At 61.2% G+C, this 18,154-nt stretch carries 11 protein-coding genes and 2 pseudogenes; 12 read left to right on the top strand and 1 reads right to left on the bottom strand.

Features of this window, described 5'->3' with window-relative positions; genetic code table 11:
- Positions 1–21: 21 nt before the first annotated feature.
- From nifK to QCM77_RS05220, 12 genes and pseudogenes are all read left to right on the top strand, one after another.
- The gene (gene nifK, locus QCM77_RS05165; RefSeq protein ID WP_279682372.1) at positions 22–1,581 is read left to right on the top strand and encodes a nitrogenase molybdenum-iron protein subunit beta; all 1,560 of its coding nucleotides are present in this window, start codon (positions 22–24) and stop codon (positions 1,579–1,581) included.
- Between the two features lie 116 nt (positions 1,582–1,697).
- Entirely contained in the window at positions 1,698–3,341 is a 1,644-nt protein-coding gene (nifE, locus tag QCM77_RS05170; protein ID WP_279682159.1) for a nitrogenase iron-molybdenum cofactor biosynthesis protein NifE, read from the top strand.
- A gap of 9 nt (positions 3,342–3,350) precedes the next feature.
- A complete protein-coding gene (gene nifN / locus QCM77_RS05175) occupies positions 3,351–4,757 on the top strand; it encodes a nitrogenase iron-molybdenum cofactor biosynthesis protein NifN (protein ID WP_279682161.1) in 1,407 nt (468 codons plus the stop codon).
- Positions 4,754–5,149 (top strand): nitrogen fixation protein NifX, encoded by a 396-nt coding sequence (nifX, locus tag QCM77_RS05180; protein ID WP_279682163.1) that lies wholly within the window; start codon positions 4,754–4,756, stop codon positions 5,147–5,149. The genes nifN and nifX overlap by 4 nt, the downstream gene beginning before the upstream one ends.
- 10 nt (positions 5,150–5,159) lie before the next feature.
- Positions 5,160–5,630 carry a NifX-associated nitrogen fixation protein gene (locus QCM77_RS05185; RefSeq protein WP_279682165.1) on the top strand — a complete coding sequence of 157 codons (471 nt, stop codon included), beginning with the start codon at positions 5,160–5,162 and terminating at the stop codon, positions 5,628–5,630.
- 7 nt (positions 5,631–5,637) lie between these two features.
- Entirely contained in the window at positions 5,638–5,838 is a 201-nt protein-coding gene (locus QCM77_RS05190) for a CCE_0567 family metalloprotein (protein ID WP_279682167.1), read from the top strand.
- A 13-nt stretch (positions 5,839–5,851) separates the two neighbouring features.
- Positions 5,852–6,136: a ferredoxin III, nif-specific gene (fdxB, locus tag QCM77_RS05195; protein ID WP_279682169.1), complete on the top strand. Its 285-nt coding sequence runs from the start codon at positions 5,852–5,854 to the stop codon at positions 6,134–6,136.
- A gap of 145 nt (positions 6,137–6,281) precedes the next feature.
- Positions 6,282–8,384, top strand: coding sequence for a prolyl oligopeptidase family serine peptidase (locus QCM77_RS05200; protein WP_279682170.1), 2,103 nt, complete (start codon positions 6,282–6,284; stop codon positions 8,382–8,384).
- A 693-nt stretch (positions 8,385–9,077) separates the two neighbouring features.
- A complete protein-coding gene (locus QCM77_RS05205; RefSeq protein WP_279682171.1) occupies positions 9,078–10,196 on the top strand; it encodes a TlpA disulfide reductase family protein in 1,119 nt (372 codons plus the stop codon).
- Positions 10,197–10,328: 132 nt separating this feature from the next.
- Complete coding sequence (gene gltB / locus QCM77_RS05210; protein ID WP_279682173.1) at positions 10,329–15,053, top strand: glutamate synthase large subunit; 4,725 nt, start codon at positions 10,329–10,331, stop codon at positions 15,051–15,053.
- Positions 15,054–15,803: 750 nt separating this feature from the next.
- Positions 15,804–17,125, top strand: a pseudogene (locus QCM77_RS05215) (IS1182 family transposase).
- A gap of 275 nt (positions 17,126–17,400) precedes the next feature.
- Positions 17,401–17,562, top strand: coding sequence for a hypothetical protein (locus QCM77_RS05220; RefSeq protein WP_279682175.1), 162 nt, complete (start codon positions 17,401–17,403; stop codon positions 17,560–17,562).
- A 124-nt stretch (positions 17,563–17,686) separates the two neighbouring features.
- Here the strand turns inward: QCM77_RS05220 and QCM77_RS05225 are convergent.
- Positions 17,687–17,986 (bottom strand): annotated as a pseudogene (locus QCM77_RS05225) (hypothetical protein).
- Between the last annotated feature and the right edge of the window lie 168 nt (positions 17,987–18,154).

The raw sequence follows: 18,154 nt of genomic DNA on the forward strand, positions 1-18,154 counted from the left end.
AAGAACCTAAAGAGTGCCATGATGACACAGAACGCCGAACACATACTCGACCACTCTGAGCTTTTCCGGGGAGACGAATACCAGCAGATGCTGGCCAATAAGAAGGCGCTATTTGAGAATCCGCATGATCCAGCCGAAGTCGACCGTATCAGAGAATGGTCCAAGACACACGAATACCGCGAGAAGAACTTTGCCCGCGAGGCGCTAACGGTTAATCCGGCGAAGGCTTGCCAGCCGCTAGGTGCGGTGTTCGCCGCGCTCGGGTTCGAGCGCACACTGCCGTTCGTCCACGGCTCACAGGGCTGCGTCGCGTATTATCGCAGCCATCTGTCACGGCACTTCAAGGAGCCGACCTCGTGCGTCTCCTCGTCCATGACGGAAGACGCGGCCGTGTTCGGCGGGCTCAACAATCTTACCGACGGGCTTGCCAACAGCTACAACATGTACAAGCCGAAGATGATCGCAGTCGCGACGACCTGCATGGCGGAAGTCATCGGCGACGACCTCAACGCCTTCATCAAAACATCCAAGGAAAAAGGTTCAGTCCCCGCGGACTACGATGTACCATTCGCTCACACTCCTGCATTCGTCGGCAGCCACGTTACCGGCTACGACAACACGCTCAAGGGCATCCTCGAGCATTTTTGGGACGGCAAAGCCGGCACGGCGCCAAAACTCCAGCGCAAGGCGAACAACACGATCAACTTTATCGGCGGCTTCGACGGCTACACTGTCGGCAACATGCGTGAGATAAAGCGCATATTCGAGCTGATGGGGATCGGCTACACCATCCTCGCGGATAACAGTGACGTATTCGACACCCCCACCGACGGCGAGTTCCGCATGTATGATGGCGGCACCACGCTGAAGGATGCCGCGAACGCAGTCCACGCGAGGGCAACCATCTCCATGCAGCAATATTGTACGGAGAAGACGTTGGCCTTCGTCAAGGGGCACGACCAAGAGGTCGTCGCCTTCAATCACCCCCTGGGCGTCAGCGCCACGGACGATTTCCTGATGACGCTGTCGCGTATCACCAACAAGGCAATTCCAAATGCGCTGGAGCGGGAGCGCGGGCGTCTGGTAGACGCAATGGCTGACTCTAGCGCGCATGTTCACGGCAAGAAGTTCGCGATCTACGGAGATCCCGACCTCTGCTATGGCGTGGCCGCATTCTTGTTAGAGCTCGGCGCTGAGCCCACCCACGTGCTCTCGACGAACGGGGGTAAGGCCTGGCAGCAGAAAATGCAGGCGCTGTTCGCGAGCTCGCCGTTCGGTAAAAACTGCCGCGCCTTTCCGGGCAAGGATCTCTGGCACATGCGTTCGCTCCTGTTCACAGAACCGGTCGATTTCCTGATCGGTAACACCTACGGCAAATATCTCGAGCGTGACACTGGAACACCGCTAATCCGCATCGGGTTTCCCATCTTCGATCGCCATCATCACCATCGTTATCCAGTGTGGGGCTATCAGGGTAGCATGAATGTGTTGGTCAAGATTCTCGACAAGATCTTTGATGAGATCGATAGAAAAACCAGCTCGGTCGGCAAGACAGACTACAGCTTCGACATCATACGCTAAGGCGAGCGCCCCGCCTCATCGTCCGCAGGAACAGCGGCGCTGTGGCGGGGATCACAGGCTATCCGCCGGCCATCCTCTTGGGCTGTGCGGCGTCTTACATCCCCGAAAGAGACACCATGACTTCGCTCCCCACGACCATACTGGACGTCTTTAACGAACCGGGCTGCGCCAGGAACGCGAGCAAGTCGAACATCGAGCGCAAGAATGGATGCACCAAGCAGCTGAAGCCGGGCGGCGCCGCCGGCGGGTGTGCCTTCGATGGCGCAAAAATCGCACTGCAACCCTTCACCGATGTCGCCCATCTTGTGCATGGTCCAATCGCCTGTGAGGGCAATTCCTGGGACAATCGCGGTTCCGCCTCCTCCGGCTCCGATCTGTGGCGCAGAAGCTTCACCACTGACATGAGCGAGACCGACGTCGTGTTCGGCGGCGAGAAACGGCTGTACAGGGCAGTCAAGGAGATCACAGAGAAATACGACCCACAGGCCATCTTCGTCTACCAGACGTGCGTGCCCGCGATGATCGGTGACGACATCGATATGGTCTGCAAGGCGGCCTCCGCCAAATTCGGCAAGCCGGTCATTCCCATCAATGCACCGGGATTTGTGGGGTCGAAGAACCTTGGTAACAAGCTCGCAGGCGAAGCACTGCTGGAGCACGTCATCGGTACCGGAGAGCCCGATTACACCACTCCGTATGACATCAACATCATCGGCGAATACAACCTGTCCGGCGAGCTCTGGCAGGTCAAGCCGCTGCTCGATGAGCTCGGAATTCGGATCCTGTCGTGCATCTCGGGGGACGGCAAGTACCGCGAAGTCGCTTATTCACACCGAGCCAAAGCCGCGATGATGGTCTGCTCAAAAGCAATGATCAACGTCGCACGCAAGATGAGGCAGCGCTACGGCATCCCGTTTTTTGAAGGCTCGTTCTACGGTGTTGAGGATTCCAGCGATTCACTGCGCCAGATCGCGCGCATGCTAATCGAACGTGGCGCGCCGGCTGAGCTGATGGAACGAACGCAAACCCTGATCGTACGCGAAGAGACCAAAGCCTGGACTGCGATCGAACGTTTCAAGCCGCGCTTTGCCGGCAAGAGGGTCGTTCTCATCACCGGTGGCGTGAAATCCTGGTCGATGGTGGCAGCTTTGCAGGAGGCCGGGCTCGAAATCGTCGGCACGTCCGTGAAGAAATCGACCGAGAAGGACAAGGAACGTATCAAGGAATTAATGGGTCAGCACGCCCACATGATCGAGGACATGTCACCGCCCGAGATCTACAAGATGCTCAAGGACGCAAAAGCCGACATCATGCTTTCGGGCGGCAAGTCGCAATTCGTCGCACTAAAGGCGGCGACCCCATGGCTCGACATCAACCAGGAGCGCTGCCACGCCTATATGGGCTATGTCGGGATTGTCAAGCTCATGGAGGAGATCGAGAAAGCGCTCTACAATCCGATATGGGATCAGCTCCGCCATGGCGCGCCTTGGGATGAGTTCGATTGGAAGCTTCAGGCAAAGACGGTTGCGCAGATGGATGCGCAAGCCGTTGATCCAGTTCGAGGCGCGAACACGAACGGCGTCAAGACAATAAGTTTCTCCAACAAAAGTGAGATCGGCGATGGTGAGAGCGCGATTGCGGCGCGTGGCTCGAACCTCGTCGAGCCCGTCAAGCCGTGCACCAATTCCACCGCGAGGGGACTTGCTTGTAAGGACACTCTTTCCGATCTCCAGCCCCCGGCGCTGCAGGCGGCGGAGTAGGAGAACGACATGGCGATCGTCACTGCCTCGAAGAAAGCCTGTTCGGTCAATCCGCTCAAGATGAGCCAGCCGATCGGCGGCTCATTTGCCTTCATGGGCCTGCGCGGCGCGATGCCGCTTTTGCACGGCCCGCAAGGTTGCGCCTCCTTCGGGCTGACGCTGTTCGTGCGCCATTTCAACGAAGCGGTGCCGATGCAGACGACCGCCATGAACGAGGTTGCCACCGTGCTCGGCGGTCTCGAGAATCTCGAACAGGCGATCCTCAACATCTACAATCGCGTCGGGCCCGAGATCATTGGTATCAATTCGACTGGCGTTACCGAGACCAACGGCGAGGACGTCGAGGCCTTCATCCGGTTGATCCGGCAGAAGCATCCGCAGCTCGAAAAGCTTCCCCTTGTCTACGTCTCGACGCCGGATTTCAAGGATGCCTTTCAGGATGGCTGGGGGAAAACCGTGGCGCGGATGATCGAGGTGCTCGTGGCTCCCGTCGACGCAGCGAGACCGCGCGATGGTTCCCGCGTCAACGTGCTACCTGGCTGCCACCTCACGCCCGGCGATCTGGACGAGCTTCGCACGATCTTTGAGGATTTTGGGCTCAAGCCCTCCTTCCTGCCGGACGTTGCCGGTTCGCTGGATGGCCACATCCCCGACGAATTCACGCCGACCACGATCGGCGGCATTGGGATGAACGAGATCGCGACGATGGGGCAGGCGGCCTGGACGATCGCGATCGGCGCGCAAATGCACCGTGCGGCCGAGATCATGCAGGCGCGGACAGGCACGCCGTTCCGTCTGTTCGAGCGGCTCTGCGGCCTTATTCCAAGTGACGAATTCATCGCGTTTCTGAGCGAGATCAGCGGCCGGTCGGTGCCCTCGAAATATCGCCGACAGCGTGGACAGCTGGCAGACGCCATGCTGGATGCCCATTTCCATATCGGCGGCCGCAAGCTCGCGATCGGCGCCGAGCCGGACTTGTTATTCGATCTCTCCAGCTTCCTTCACGAGATGGGGGCGCAGGTAACGGCTGCGGTGACGACGACGAACTCACCGGTGCTCCAGCGGGTCAGGACCGAGGACGTCCTGATCGGCGATCTGGAGGACCTTGAAGAGCTTGCCAGGTCACGTGACTGCGACCTTTTGATGTCGCATTCACATGGTCGCCAGGCCGCTTCGCGCCTCAAAGTTCCGTTCCTCCGGGTGGGCTTTCCGATGTTCGATCGCCTTGGCGCTGCGCACCTCACGACCGTTGGCTATCGCGGCACGCGTGATCTGATCTTTGATATCGCCAATCTGATCATCACCGACCGCGAGACCAACCATGGGCCGACGCCCGAAACCTGGCCATCACCTGCGGTGACCTGCAGGTCCATCCGCCCCAGTTGCGTTGAGCAGGAAGAGAAAAAACACGGATGAAAGTTGCATTCGCCACTCAGGACTTGAAGCACGTCGATGCGCACTTCGGCTGGGCCAAGAACATCGCGATATACGAGGTCGGCCCGGACGGGCATCGGTTTATTGAGGCGGTTCAGTTCGGCGGTGACCTCACAGAAGACGGCAATGAGGATAAGCTGGCGCCGAAGATCCAGGCGATCAGGGACTGCGCAATCCTCTATGTTGCGGCGATCGGCGGCTCGGGTGCTGCGCGAGTCGTCGCGAGCAACATCCATCCGATGAAGGTGCTGCAACCAGAGCCCATCGACGACCTTTGCGTCAAGCTCGAGACCGTGCTGAAGGGGTCGCCGCCGCCCTGGCTGCGGAAGCTGCTCACCAAAAGCCCGGAACGTACGGTGGATTTCGAAGCGTGAAGGAAAGAGGATGCCCGATCGGTCTGAAATCACTCCAGCCGCCGCCGCGGCGGAGCGGCCATTTCTCAAAGAGCTCATCAAGATCTGGCGCGCCCAGGACACCCACGGCGCCTGGGAGGGCAAGAAGGACCTCGACCTGCTACACCCCTACATTCTGGACAAGCGCAAGCGCCGTGCGCTGCCGATCGTTGGCAATCCCGACCCCGACACGATATGGCGACTGCAGTTGTTCTTTGACGCCATTGCGCTCTCGATCGAGAAGGCGACGGGTGTGATGATCTCGCCAATGCTGAAGATGCATCATGAAGGGTTCGGTCGGATCGTGCTGATCGGGGGCCGGCTCGTTGTCGTGAGCAAGCAGCTACGGGACGTGCATCGCTTTGGTTTCAACAATCTGTGTCATCTAGCCGACCAAGGCGACGAAATCGTCAACAGTGGTGTTGAGATGATCCGCGAGTTCCCGGAAGTGGCGAATTATTGAGGCAAGTATGAGCGATGTTGAAAGCCTGAAAGCGGAAATAAAGAAGCTGTCGGCCAAAGCGACCCAGGCCAAGATGGACCTCCACGACCTCTCCGAGGAACTGCCCGTCAACTGGACCGCGATCCTGAGCGTGGCGCAGAAGGGCCACGACGCCTTCAGCGAGCTCGAAAGCAAGCGCCAAGATCTCCAGGCGCTACACAAAGCATAACGGACCTCAAGCCATGTCATTCAGGACCCGCGACGGCCGCGATTGGAGGCCGGACTACCTGGTTTGGATCGATCCAAAAAAGTGCATCGGCTGCGGCCGCTGCTACAAGGTCTGCGGCCGCGAGGTCATGACGCTGAAGGGCCTGAGCGAGGACGGCGAGATGATCGATCTCGATGAGGACGACGATGAGGTCGAAAAGAAGGTCATGGTGATGAAGGACGAGGGGGCCTGTATCGGCTGCAGCGCCTGCGCCCGGGTCTGCCCGACAAACTGTCAGACCCACGCGCCAGCTGCTTGAACCGACTCTTCTCTCGCTATGAACAGGGGTGGTTTGTCAGAGACAAAGGTAGCTCGGGAGATCCGGCATCGCGCCGACGACATGTACGGCGCGAAGCCTTGAACCCTGTCGAAAGTGCGCGTCAATGCTAAGCTTGGAGTGAATCATGGTCAAAAAAGGTGTGCCGTTGAAGTCGCGGATTGAAAGGCCAACGGCCTCGACTCCAGATGATGATCCCTATCTATGGTTGGAAAAGATCGAAGGCGGACGGGCGTTGAACTTCGTCGAGCGGCAGAATAGCAGAACGCTGCGGGCGTTCGGCGGACCGGCCGCGGGACGAGATCGCGATGCGCTGACCGCGATTTACGATCGGGCTGACAGGGTCCCCTATGTCAGGCGCCGCGGCAGCCATCTTCACAATCTCTGGAAGGATGCCACCAACCCGCGCGGGCTGTGGCGGCGGACAACAATGGCGGAGTTTCGAAGACCCAATCCGGCGTGGGAGATCGTGCTGGATATCGACCAGCTTGCAGCAAGCGAGCGCGAAGACTGGCTACTGAGCTCGACAAGCTCACTGCCGGGAAGCCCGCGAAACATCTTAAGCCTGTCGCGCGGCGGCAGCGATGCCGTCACCTTGCGGGAATTCGACGCCGACACGAGGAGCTTCGTCGCGGATGGCTTTGCGATGCCGGAAGCCAAGGGCGACGTCGACTGGCTCGACACGGACACGCTGCTGCTGTCCAGCGCCCATGGCGAGGGCATGGTAACGAGCTCCGGATATTCGAGGACCGTTCGCCAGTGGTGTCGTGGCGAACCTGTGGATCGGGCAGAAGTGATCTTCGAGACCGCGGCTGATCACATGCGTGTCCAGGGCCTCGCGGACCATACCGGCGCGGTCCCGCGTACCTGGATCATCGATTGGATCGACTTCTTCAACCACCGCATCTGGCTGCGCGATCACGCCGGCACCACCACGAAGCTCGAGCTTCCGACGGGCATCTGGATGCAGGCTCATGGCGACTGGTTTGCGATGAAGCTGCGCCAGCCCTGGTCGACCGGAGGTCGAACCTATGCCACCGATGCCGTCCTCGGCATCTCGCTTTCGGCTTTCCTTGCAGGCAGCCGCGACTTTTCGCTGCTGTTCGAGCCCGGACCGCGGCGCGCATTGCAGGACTTGTTCTGGACTGCCGGCAGACTGGTGCTCTCGATCCTCGACGAACTTAAGCCGCAATTCCAGATCTGCACGCCATTCGCCACGGGCTGGAGCCGCGCGATACTCGGCGGGCTTCCCGAAATCGGCGTGGTCGACGTCTGGCCGCTCGATTGTCATCCGTCTGAGAGCAACGGCGACCTGCTCGCCGAAGTGCAGGACCCGCTCACGCCGCCCTCGCTGCTGTTGGTCGAGCGTGGCGTCGAAAGTCCTGTCGTGTTGAAGCGGGCATCGAAGACCTTCACCGCCGATGGCCTGATGGTGACGCAGCATGAGGCGATCTCGATCGATGGCGAGCATATCCCGTATGTGCAGACCGGCCCTGCAGGCGAAACCGGCGATGCGCCGGTCTATATGACCGCCTATGGCGGCCTCGGTCGCTCGGTGAAACCATATTACAGTTCGTCGCTCGGCAAGCTGTGGCTGGAGCGCGGCGGCACCGTTGTGCAGGCGAATTTGCGCGGCGGCGGCGAGTTCGGCACGCGATGGCACGAGGCTGGCCGGCTCGCCGGCAAGAAGCTGTCGCATGACGATTTCGCGGCCGTTGCCGCCGATCTCATCCGCCGCGGTGTCACGAAAGCGAAACGGATCGCAGCCAAGGGCGGATCGAACGGCGGCATCCTCATTACCAACATGCTGACGCGATACCCGGAGCGTTTCGGCGCGCTGTTCTGCACCGTCCCGCTGACCGACATGCGCCGCTACACCAAGCTGCTTGCCGGCGCGAGTTGGATCGCGGAGTATGGCGACCCCGACAAGCCCGAGGACTGGGAGTGGCTGAAGACCTATTCCGCCTATCACAACGCAAAACCCGGCCAGCCCTATCCGCCAATCCTGATCGCCACGAGGCGGCGGGATGACCGCGTCCATCCCGGACATGCGCGCAAAATGGCCGCAAAGCTCCAGGCGATGGGCTATGAGGCTTATTTCTACGAGCCGGCGGCGGGCGGTCACGGCCGCGGCAAAGACAACAAGGAGCGCGCCGGTCTCGAAGCGCTGGGCTTTGAATTTCTGAAGAGCAAGATTGGCTGGCATGAGGGGGAGGCGTCAGCCAGCTAATGCAATTGCCAAATGACATTCGTACGATATCGACCAGTGCGAGGGCGATCTGACCGACGTCCAGAACTCCCGCACGACCGATTCGAGATTCTGCGCGCTTGAACCAACGCATGGTGGAGTTAGTGCCTTGCCGGGACTTTGATAACGACCGTTTCTCTTCACCAACTCTATCACCTCACTTGCGTGCTGTATCTCAGCCCGGTGCTGCGCGTGATCTTCCAGGACTGTGACTGGACTGCGTCTTGTCTGCCCTTTAGAATGTATCCTCACAAAAGCTCGCGATTTAAAGTTCGAATTGCCTTTTGTACGTTCCGCAGGCGCTCAATTCGGCGACAGGATTTCGGCGGTTACGGCAGCGATCATCGAAACGCCAGGAGCGATCATCATGATGGGCGGGGCACAAACCCCGCGGCCCGAAGCGCACGACCCCCGTCCGATGTCTGACATCGAACGAGACCGTTAGCTACAAACGCACGTCGTGTTGAGCCGCCGAGGCAATCTTAGACCGAATCAGGTGCGTGATGTTCGTTGCTGGCGTTGGCACGGCCATTGCTGCTCAGATCGAGCACGGTGTCGGGCGGAGTGCATGCAGACGCGCTCTCTCGTTCATTGAACTCGTGCCGCGTTTCTTAGAGACAAACGAGCTTGCGCATACAATCGCGCGAAGGTTTGGGCATAGCTTTGGAGAACAAGGTGATTCTTCGTATGGAGTCGCCAGCTCCTCCGATCAGGGTGGAAAGCTGGGTACGTGGCGAACCCCTCACCAACTTTAAGCCGGGTACGGTGTATATTGTCGAGTTTTGGGCGACTTGGTGCGGCGGATGTGCGGCGGAGATGCCCCATCTCGCGCAGCTGCAAGAGAAATACGACGATAGCCCAATTGAGGTCATTGCAGTTGCAGCTTCCGAGCGAGGCTCAACGGCCGAGGAGGCGCGAACAAACTTGGATGCGTGGTTGACCAAGAAAGGCGCCAAGCTGAACTTTCGGATTGCGTTCGATTACGCGGGAAAAATGAAGAAGTCTTGGATGGCGCCCAGCTTTTCTAACACTATCCCCACCTCATTCGTCATCGACCGTGACGGTCGCGTCGCCTTTATCGGTCACCCGATGCAACTATATGACGTGTTTCCAAAAATCGTAAATGGCACCTGGCGCGCCAGCGATGAAGCCAAAGCAGCGGATGCTGGGCGAATCGCTGAAGCAGAAGCTGAAATGCGCGAGAAAGCCCGGATGCGAGCATTCTGGGGCAAACTTGGACTGCCGCTGAAGGCGCAGAATTCGTCGACGGCGCTTTCGGCCGCTAGAGAGGGCGTCGCAGTGATGCCGGACGACATCAACGTTCGGCTAGTGCACGCGGATCTGCTCCTGCACAAAATCCATGACATGCAGACGGGGGTACCCGTTATGCGTCAATTGGCTCGCGATGCGACCGAAAAACAATCCGAGTTGTGGAAGGTGCAAGCGATCCGCCAACTCTCTAATCCAGCGGAGAAAAACTCTGATGTCCCGCATTCTGATCGCTTTGCGATTGGCAAGGACTTGGCCGAACACATCCTCGCGCTGAGCTCTCCAGAAGGCCGGGCCGGCCCCAAGTTTCTGTCCTATGTGGCGGTCCCTCAGTATTATTACGAAAGCGGCGACAACGATCGTGCGGTCGAGTTAGTTGAGTCGGCGGTGAAGTCGCTGGACGGCCCGGGGCCAATGGGGGCTGAACAGAAGGCGCACTACCTGCGGCTGTTGCTTGAGACCTTGGCCAAGTACAAGGATGAGGAGGCAAAGCCGTTCTCGGGGACGAAGAGCGCCTTGGCCTGAATTCTTGACCTGAATTTAAGAAAATGCGGCTCGCGAGCGGACGAGCGGTGGCCCAGAACCGGGTGCCGCGGGACGCCCAAGGTGCGCCGAAGATGGCGGTGAGGCAGCTTGCCGCATGGAGAGGACGAGGACATGAACGGGTCGCAAGTCGAGCGGGCAAACATCGTGGCAGAACAACTGTCGGCGACGGTCGCCTCGAAAACGACCGATCCGATTCAGGAACACAATTCACGCCCGCCGGCCGTGGGCCTCTACGATCCGAGCCTGGAAAAGGATTCCTGCGGCGTCGGCTTCATCGCCAACATCAAGGGCAAGAAGTCGCACGAGATCGTCGCGGACGCGCTGAGCATCCTCTGCAACCTCGAGCACCGCGGCGCCGTCGGCGCCGATCCGCGCGCCGGTGACGGCGCCGGCATTCTGGTGCAGATCCCGCACGCCTTCTTCAGCCGCAAGGCGAAAGAGCTCGGCTTCGCGCTGCCCAATCCGGGCGAATACGCCATCGGCGCGCTGTTCATGCCGCGCGACACCGCCTGGCGCAACGTCATCAAGAGCATCATCGCCGACCAGATCAAGGAAGAGGGCCTGACGCTGCTCGGCTGGCGCGACGTGCCGACCGACAATTCCTCGCTCGGCATCACCGTGAAGCCGACCGAGCCCGCCTGCATGCAGGTGTTCATCGGCCGCAACGGCACCGCCAAGACCGAGGACGAATTCGAACGCCGGCTCTACATCCTGCGCAAGTCGATCTCGCAGGCGATCTACCAGCGCCGCGACCGCAGACGTGCCGGTTACTACCCCTGCTCGATGTCGTGCCGCACGGTGATCTACAAGGGCATGTTCCTCGCCGACCAGCTCGGCAAGTACTATCCCGATCTGCACGAAGAGGACTTCGAGAGCGCGCTGGCACTCGTTCACCAGCGCTTCTCGACCAACACCTTGCCGACCTGGTCGCTGGCGCATCCCTACCGCATGATCGCGCATAACGGCGAGATCAACACGCTGCGCGGCAACACCAACTGGATGGCGGCACGTCAGGCTTCGGTGAGCTCCGAACTCTACGGCAAGGACATCAACCGGCTCTGGCCGATCTCGTACGAAGGCCAAAGCGACACCGCCTGCTTCGACAACGCGCTCGAATTCCTGGTGCAGGGCGGCTACTCGCTGCCGCACGCCGTCATGATGATGATTCCGGAGGCGTGGGCCGGCAATCCGCTGATGGATGAAAAGCGCCGCGCCTTCTACGAATATCATGCAGCCTTGATGGAGCCGTGGGACGGCCCCGCCGCGATCGCCTTCACCGACGGCCGCCAGATCGGTGCCACGCTCGATCGCAACGGCCTGCGGCCCGCGCGCTATCTTGTCACCAAGGACGACCGCATCGTGATGGCGTCCGAGATGGGCGTGCTGACGATCCCCGAGGATCAGATCATCACCAAGTGGCGCTTGCAGCCCGGCAAGATGCTGCTGGTCGACCTCGAGCAGGGCCGCCTCATCCCCGACGACGAGATCAAGGCCGAGCTCGCCAGGAGCCATCCCTACACGGAGTGGCTGGAGCGGACCCAGATCGTGCTGGAAGAGCTGCCGAAGGTGCCGACCACCGGCGTGCGCTCCAACATGTCGCTGCTCGATCGCCAGCAGGCGTTCGGCTACAGCCAGGAAGACATCACCATCCTGATGACGCCGATGGCCTCCACCGGCGAGGAAGCCGCGGGCTCGATGGGCAACGACACGCCGATCTCGGCGCTGTCGGCCAAGGCCAAGCCGCTGTTCACCTACTTCAAGCAGAACTTTGCGCAGGTCACCAACCCGCCGATCGACCCGATCCGCGAGGAGCTGGTGATGAGCCTGGTCTCGATCATCGGACCGCGGCCGAACCTGTTCGACCTGCAGGGCCTCGCCACCACCAAGCGTCTCGAAGCGCGCCAGCCGATCCTGACCGATGCGGATCTCGAAAAGATCCGCTCGATCTCTGACGTGGCGGAATCGCACTTCAAGTCGCGCACGCTGGACACCACCTTCCACGCCGGCCTCGGTGCCGCCGGCATGGACCAGGTGCTGGACGAGCTCTGTGCGCGCGCCGAGAGCGCGGTGCGTGAGGGCGTCAACATCATCATCCTGTCCGACCGCATGGTCGGCAGCGACCGCGTGCCGATCCCGTCGCTGCTGGCTTGTGCGTCCGTGCACCATCATCTGATCCGCACGGGCCTGCGCACCTCGGTCGGTCTCGTCGTCGAATCCGGCGAGCCGCGCGAAGTGCATCACTTCGCCTGTCTCGCGGGCTACGGCGCGGAAGCGATCAATCCGTATCTCGCGTTCGAAACCATCATCGCGATGAAGGACCGCCTGCCCGGCCCGCTCGACGACTACGAGATCGTCAAGCGCTACATCAAGTCGATCGGCAAGGGCCTGCTGAAGGTGATGTCCAAGATGGGCATCTCGACCTACCAGTCCTATTGCGGCGCGCAGATCTTTGACGCCATCGGCCTGAAGGCGGAATTCGTCGGAAAATTCTTCGCCGGCACGCACACCCGCGTCGAGGGCGTCGGTCTCGCCGAGATCGCCGAAGAGGCCGTGCGCCGCCATGCCGACGCGTTCGGTGATGCGCTGGTCTACAAGACCGCGCTCGACGTCGGCGGTGAATACGCCTATCGCAGCCGCGGCGAAAACCATGCCTGGACCGCCAAGTCGGTGAGGCTGCTTCAGCACGCCGTGCGCGGCAATTCGCTGAAAGACTATCGCGACTTCGCCAAGATCCTCAACGAGCAGTCGGAGCGCCTGCTGACGCTGCGCGGCCTGTTCCGGGTCAAAAGCGCCGAGGAAGAAAAGCGCAAGCCTGTCGCCCTCGACCAGGTCGAGCCGGCCAAGGACATCGTCAGGCGCTTTGCCACGGGCGCGATGAGCTTCGGCTCGATCTCGCGCGAGGCGCATACGACGCTTGCGATCGCCATGAACCGGATCGGCGGTAAGTCGAACACCGGTGAAGGCGGCGAGGAAGCCGACCGCTTCAAGCCGCTGCCGAACGGCGACAGCATGCGCTCCGCGATCAAGCAGGTCGCCTCGGGCCGTTTCGGCGTCACCACGGAGTATCTCGTCAACTCCGACATGATGCAGATCAAGATGGCGCAGGGCGCCAAGCCCGGCGAAGGCGGCCAGCTGCCCGGCCACAAGGTCGACGCGATCATCGCCAAGGTTCGTCACTCGACGCCGGGCGTCGGCCTGATCTCGCCGCCGCCGCACCACGACATCTACTCGATCGAGGATCTGGCGCAGCTCATCTACGACCTCAAGAACGTCAACCCGACGGGCGACGTCTCGGTCAAGCTCGTCTCGGAGATCGGCGTCGGCACGGTGGCCGCGGGCGTCGCCAAGGCGCGCGCCGACCATGTCACCATCGCGGGCTTCGAGGGCGGCACCGGCGCTTCGCCGCTGACCTCGATCAAGCACGCCGGCTCACCGTGGGAGATCGGCCTCGCCGAGACTCACCAGACGCTGGTGCGCGAGCGGCTGCGCAGCCGCATCGTGGTCCAGGTCGACGGCGGTTTCCGCACCGGCCGTGACGTCGTGATCGGCGCGCTGCTCGGCGCCGACGAGTTCGGCTTCGCCACTGCACCCTTGATCGCGGCCGGCTGCATCATGATGCGCAGGTGCCATCTCAACACCTGCCCGGTCGGCGTCGCGACCCAGGACCCGGTCCTGCGCAAGCGCTTCACCGGCCAGCCCGAGCACGTGATCAACTACTTCTTCTTCGTCGCCGAGGAAGTCCGCGAGATCATGGCCTCGCTCGGCTTCCGCAGCTTCAACGAGATGATCGGCCAGGTGCAGCTGCTGGACCAGACCAGGTTGGTCGCGCACTGGAAGGCCAAGGGCCTCGATTTCTCAAAACTGTTCGTCAAGCAGAAGGAAGAGAAGGGCCAGAAGATCTATCACTCCGAGCGCCAGAACCATCATCTGGAAGCCGTGCTCGATCGCACGCTGATCGAGAAGGCCACGCCTGCGCTCGACCGCGGCGCGCCGGTGAAGATCGAGGCCACGATCAACAGCACCAACCGCTCCGCGGGCGCGATGCTGTCGGGCACGGTCGCCAAGATCTACGGCCATGCCGGCCTGCCGCATGAAACCATCCATGTCAGCCTCAAGGGCACCGCCGGCCAGGCCTTCGGCGCCTGGCTCGCGCATGGCGTCACCTTCGAGCTCGAGGGTGAAGCCAACGACTATGTCGGCAAGGGCCTCTCGGGCGGCAAGATCGTCGTCAAGCCGCCTGTCAACAGCGCCATCGTGCCGGAAGAGAGCATCATCGTCGGCAATACCGTGATGTACGGCGCGACCGATGGCGAGTGCTATTTCCGCGGCATCGCCGGCGAGCGCTTTGCCGTGCGCAACTCCGGCGCGGTCGCCGTGGTCGAGGGCGCCGGCGATCATTGCTGCGAATACATGACCGGCGGCATCGTGGTCGTGCTCGGCAAGACCGGGCGCAACTTCGCGGCCGGCATGTCCGGCGGCATCGCCTATGTGCTCGACGAGAGCGGCGACTTCGACAAGCTCTGCAACATGGCGATGGTCGAGCTCGAGCCGGTGCTGTCGGAAGAGCTGATCAACGACGGCACCTATAACCACGCCGGTGACCTCGAGGCACATGGCCGGGTCGACGTGTTCAAGAACCTGCTCGACTCCGATGTCGAGCGCCTGCACGTCCTGATCACGCGCCATGCGAAAGCAACCGGCTCCAAGCGCGCCGCCGACATCCTTGCCAACTGGAAGGACTGGCTGCCCAAATTCCGTAAGGTGATGCCGGTCGAGTACCGGCGCGCGCTGCGCGAAATGGCTGCTAACGCGGACCCCGAGCCGAATCGCGATTGAGCTCCGGAAGCTGAGACAGTACCACCGACATACCGAACACCGCACGCGCCCGATGATGATAAAGCGCTAACACCGCTCCCACACGCGTCCGGCCAGCGCACCCCGAAGCAGATCCTCACGAGAGGCCCGGCTGAGACGTTCCTGCCTCGTGATCACGCGAGATCGTTTTGACGTCCGCTACGCGTCGTTCTGAGGAAGGTACGGGATCGGGGCGCCTGGAGCGCAATGACAGTGAGGGTTGCAGGACAGCAGGTGAGGGCTGCTATACGCTCGCCGTCGCCTGGTCAGTAGCAGTCCATCGAAGATCGGCAAAAAGCCGCATGATTTCATCGTCACTGCCCTGCTGATTGCATCAATCAAGATCAATTGTCCCTTACTGTAGGCAATCCCGACGGAGGCGCTTGGAATAGCGCGCGCCGCTTTTGCCACGGAGGCGCACACCAGTGTCACACTCTGCGCCGGTGGTCCGTACATGCCACAAGCATCGCAATTGGCGACCCCGCACTTGAACTGCGAGCCGTGTCGCGGAAATGGAAGATACATGGGGGAGATTCCAGGTGATGCCGACATGAAGGCGAGAATGCGCAATGACTATCCTGCTTCCAACCACGGTCAGCGAGGTTCGGTATGCGGTGGGAAGATTCGGGCTTATCCGCTACCACTGCCGGCAAACGGCGCTTTGCTCTAGGAGCCTGTCTGAGTAATCGGATTTTTCTCGACGAGGAACGAGCGTCGTGATTCAAACGGCGGATGAGCAAGACATTTCGACCTTGGGACGTTGATCAGGTTTGGCTGCTGCCGCCGTCGATCCAGGATTTGGTGCCTTCGGGGCACGTGGCCCACTTTGTTCGCGACACGGTTCGCACGGGCTTGGACCTGTCGCGGATCATGGATGTTTACAATGAGGAGCGCGGCTTTCCGCCCTATCATCCTGGCATGATGGTGGCGCTGCTGCTTTATGCGTACAGCCAGTGGATTTACTCGTCGCGCAAGATCGGGCGGGGCTGCGAGGAGCGGCTGGATTTTGCGGCGGTAACGGGGATGCAGCATCCGGACTTCCGCACGATCAGCGAGTTCCGCAAGCGGCACTTGGCGGCCCTCTCGGGCTTGTTCCGGCAGGTTCTTGCGCTGTGCCGCGAAGCGGGGCTCGTGAAGCTTGGCCATGTGGCGCTCGACGGCACCAAGATCAAGGCCAATGCCGGGATCAACAAGGCGATGAGCTATGGCCGGATGAAAGAGGCGGAGCCGAGGCTTGCGGCGGAGGTTCAGCACTGGCTGGCTCAGGCCGCACAGACCGACAAGGCTGAGGATCGTCAGTTCGGAGCCTCGAAGCTGGCGACGAGATGCCCGCGTGGATGGCCAACAAGGAGAAGCGGCTCGAGAAAATCCGTGCCGCCAAGGCCGCGCTGGAAGCCAAAGCCAAAGCCAAAGCCGCCTCGAAGCCGGACGACGATGGCTCCGGCGACGGCGGCAAGGGCCGGCCGGGACGCAAGTCCAAGTTCATCACGGCAGAGCCGAGTGACAAGGCGCAACGCAACTTCACCGATCCCGACAGCCGCGTGATGCCAACCAAAAGCGGCTTCATCCAGGGCTACAACGCACAGGCCGCCGTCGATGGCACCCATCAGATCATCGTGGCGCAACTCGCCGAGCGATCAGGCGCAGCTTGCGCCATTGCTCGATGCCATCAAAGCCAATCTCGGGAAGAACCCGGATGAAGCATCGGCCGATGCAGGCTATTGCTCGCAAGCCAATCTTCGCACCCTCATCCGACGCCGGATCGAGGGGCTACGTCGCCACCGGACGGCAAAAGCACGGCACCAAGGCGGCCACGACAAAAAGGAAGCTCAAATCCGGGCACGCTCATCGCCAGAATGAACACAAAGCTCAAGCGCGCAGGCTATCGAAGCCGCTATCGATTGCGAAAACGGATCGTCGAGCCCGTCTTCGGCCAGATCAAGCAGGCAAGAGGCTTCCGCCAGTTCCTCCTGCGCAGCCTCGACAAGGTCAAAGCCGAATGGGCCATGATCTGCATCGCTCACAACCTTGCAAAACTCGCAGCCGCACGCTGAGGAGAAACTTGTTTCCCCCAAAAAGCCGCTTCGGAACTCGCTTCGCTCGATCCCAAGTCCATTACCGGGACAGGCTCCTAGGAAGTGCGTCAACCGCTTCCACGCGCGGCGCGAGGCCGACCACAAATGGCTTCGCTTCTTGCGAACTCCTTGATGCGTGGCACCCGACTCGCTGCAGCCGCCGCCGTGCTCTCGCAAGATGGACGCCGGCAGAATAGTTCTGCTGCAACCATGGACTCAGGCGTGACGCTTTCAAGAGAGAGTGGACGAATCAGATGACAAAGACCTCGGCAACAATCATCGACTTCACTGCTTACAGGATGAAGCGCGCTGCGGCCAAGCTGCCATCCGACACGGTCGGCTCGATAGCGCCATACGAAGCGGTCGCATCCTTCTATTTCTTCTGGTGCTTGCTAGCCTTGATCCCGTTTGCCTAGCTCGATCTGCTCCGCATCGAAACAGCAACCTTCGTGAGCAATCCTTAAGGACGCCGCGGATGGCCGAAGCCGAGGCTGAAGGAGAAATCCACCCGCCTGCTCGACCTCTCGCGCGTGCTGTGGATTACAGCGGCGGGCACCCGGGCAGGTATCTCCGATCGAGTCCGATCGAGTCCAGCACCTCGACCAGTTCAGCGACAGCTTCGTCCCCCGACACTCTTTGCGGCGGATCTTGCCGAGCGATTTCGCAGGCACGTTAGCGCGCATGCGGGTCGGCGCGGTCCTGCGTCCAGCCGTGCTCCTCGCACTCGCGGATGGCGCCGGCTTTCCGCAGCACGGTGATCGCCCAGCCGCCGAGCGTGCCGATCGCCTGCGGTCTTCCTTGAACATCAGCACAGTGATCGCTCCTCGCGCGACATCCCAGCTCCGCTCAGGCCAGCAAAGGCCTGGAGCACAACGCCAAAGCTGATCCATACACCGTCGATCAGCCCTCTGAAATATGACCGCGATCATGAGCCGATCATCATTGGAATGTTCCGATCCCGATGGACGCAGTCAGCCGGATCCTCGCGGCCAGCCGCCCTTCGGTGTA

It is taken from the genome of Bradyrhizobium nivariense, assembly GCF_029846695.2.
Classification (GTDB): Bacteria; Pseudomonadota; Alphaproteobacteria; order Rhizobiales; family Xanthobacteraceae; genus Bradyrhizobium.

Excerpts from the sequence above, each read along its gene's own strand:
- nifX (WP_279682163.1), top strand. The coding sequence starts at position 4,754 with ATGAAAGTTGCATTCGCCACTCAGGACTTGAAGCACGTCGATGCGCAC.
- QCM77_RS05200 (WP_279682170.1), top strand. The coding sequence starts at position 6,282 with ATGGTCAAAAAAGGTGTGCCGTTGAAGTCGCGGATTGAAAGGCCAACG.
- QCM77_RS05220 (WP_279682175.1), top strand. The coding sequence starts at position 17,401 with ATGACAAAGACCTCGGCAACAATCATCGACTTCACTGCTTACAGGATG.
- fdxB (WP_279682169.1), top strand. The coding sequence starts at position 5,852 with ATGTCATTCAGGACCCGCGACGGCCGCGATTGGAGGCCGGACTACCTG.
- QCM77_RS05190 (WP_279682167.1), top strand. The coding sequence starts at position 5,638 with ATGAGCGATGTTGAAAGCCTGAAAGCGGAAATAAAGAAGCTGTCGGCC.
- gltB (WP_279682173.1), top strand. The coding sequence starts at position 10,329 with ATGAACGGGTCGCAAGTCGAGCGGGCAAACATCGTGGCAGAACAACTG.
- QCM77_RS05185 (WP_279682165.1), top strand. The coding sequence starts at position 5,160 with ATGCCCGATCGGTCTGAAATCACTCCAGCCGCCGCCGCGGCGGAGCGG.
- nifE (WP_279682159.1), top strand. The coding sequence starts at position 1,698 with ATGACTTCGCTCCCCACGACCATACTGGACGTCTTTAACGAACCGGGC.
- nifN (WP_279682161.1), top strand. The coding sequence starts at position 3,351 with ATGGCGATCGTCACTGCCTCGAAGAAAGCCTGTTCGGTCAATCCGCTC.
- nifK (WP_279682372.1), top strand. The coding sequence starts at position 22 with ATGACACAGAACGCCGAACACATACTCGACCACTCTGAGCTTTTCCGG.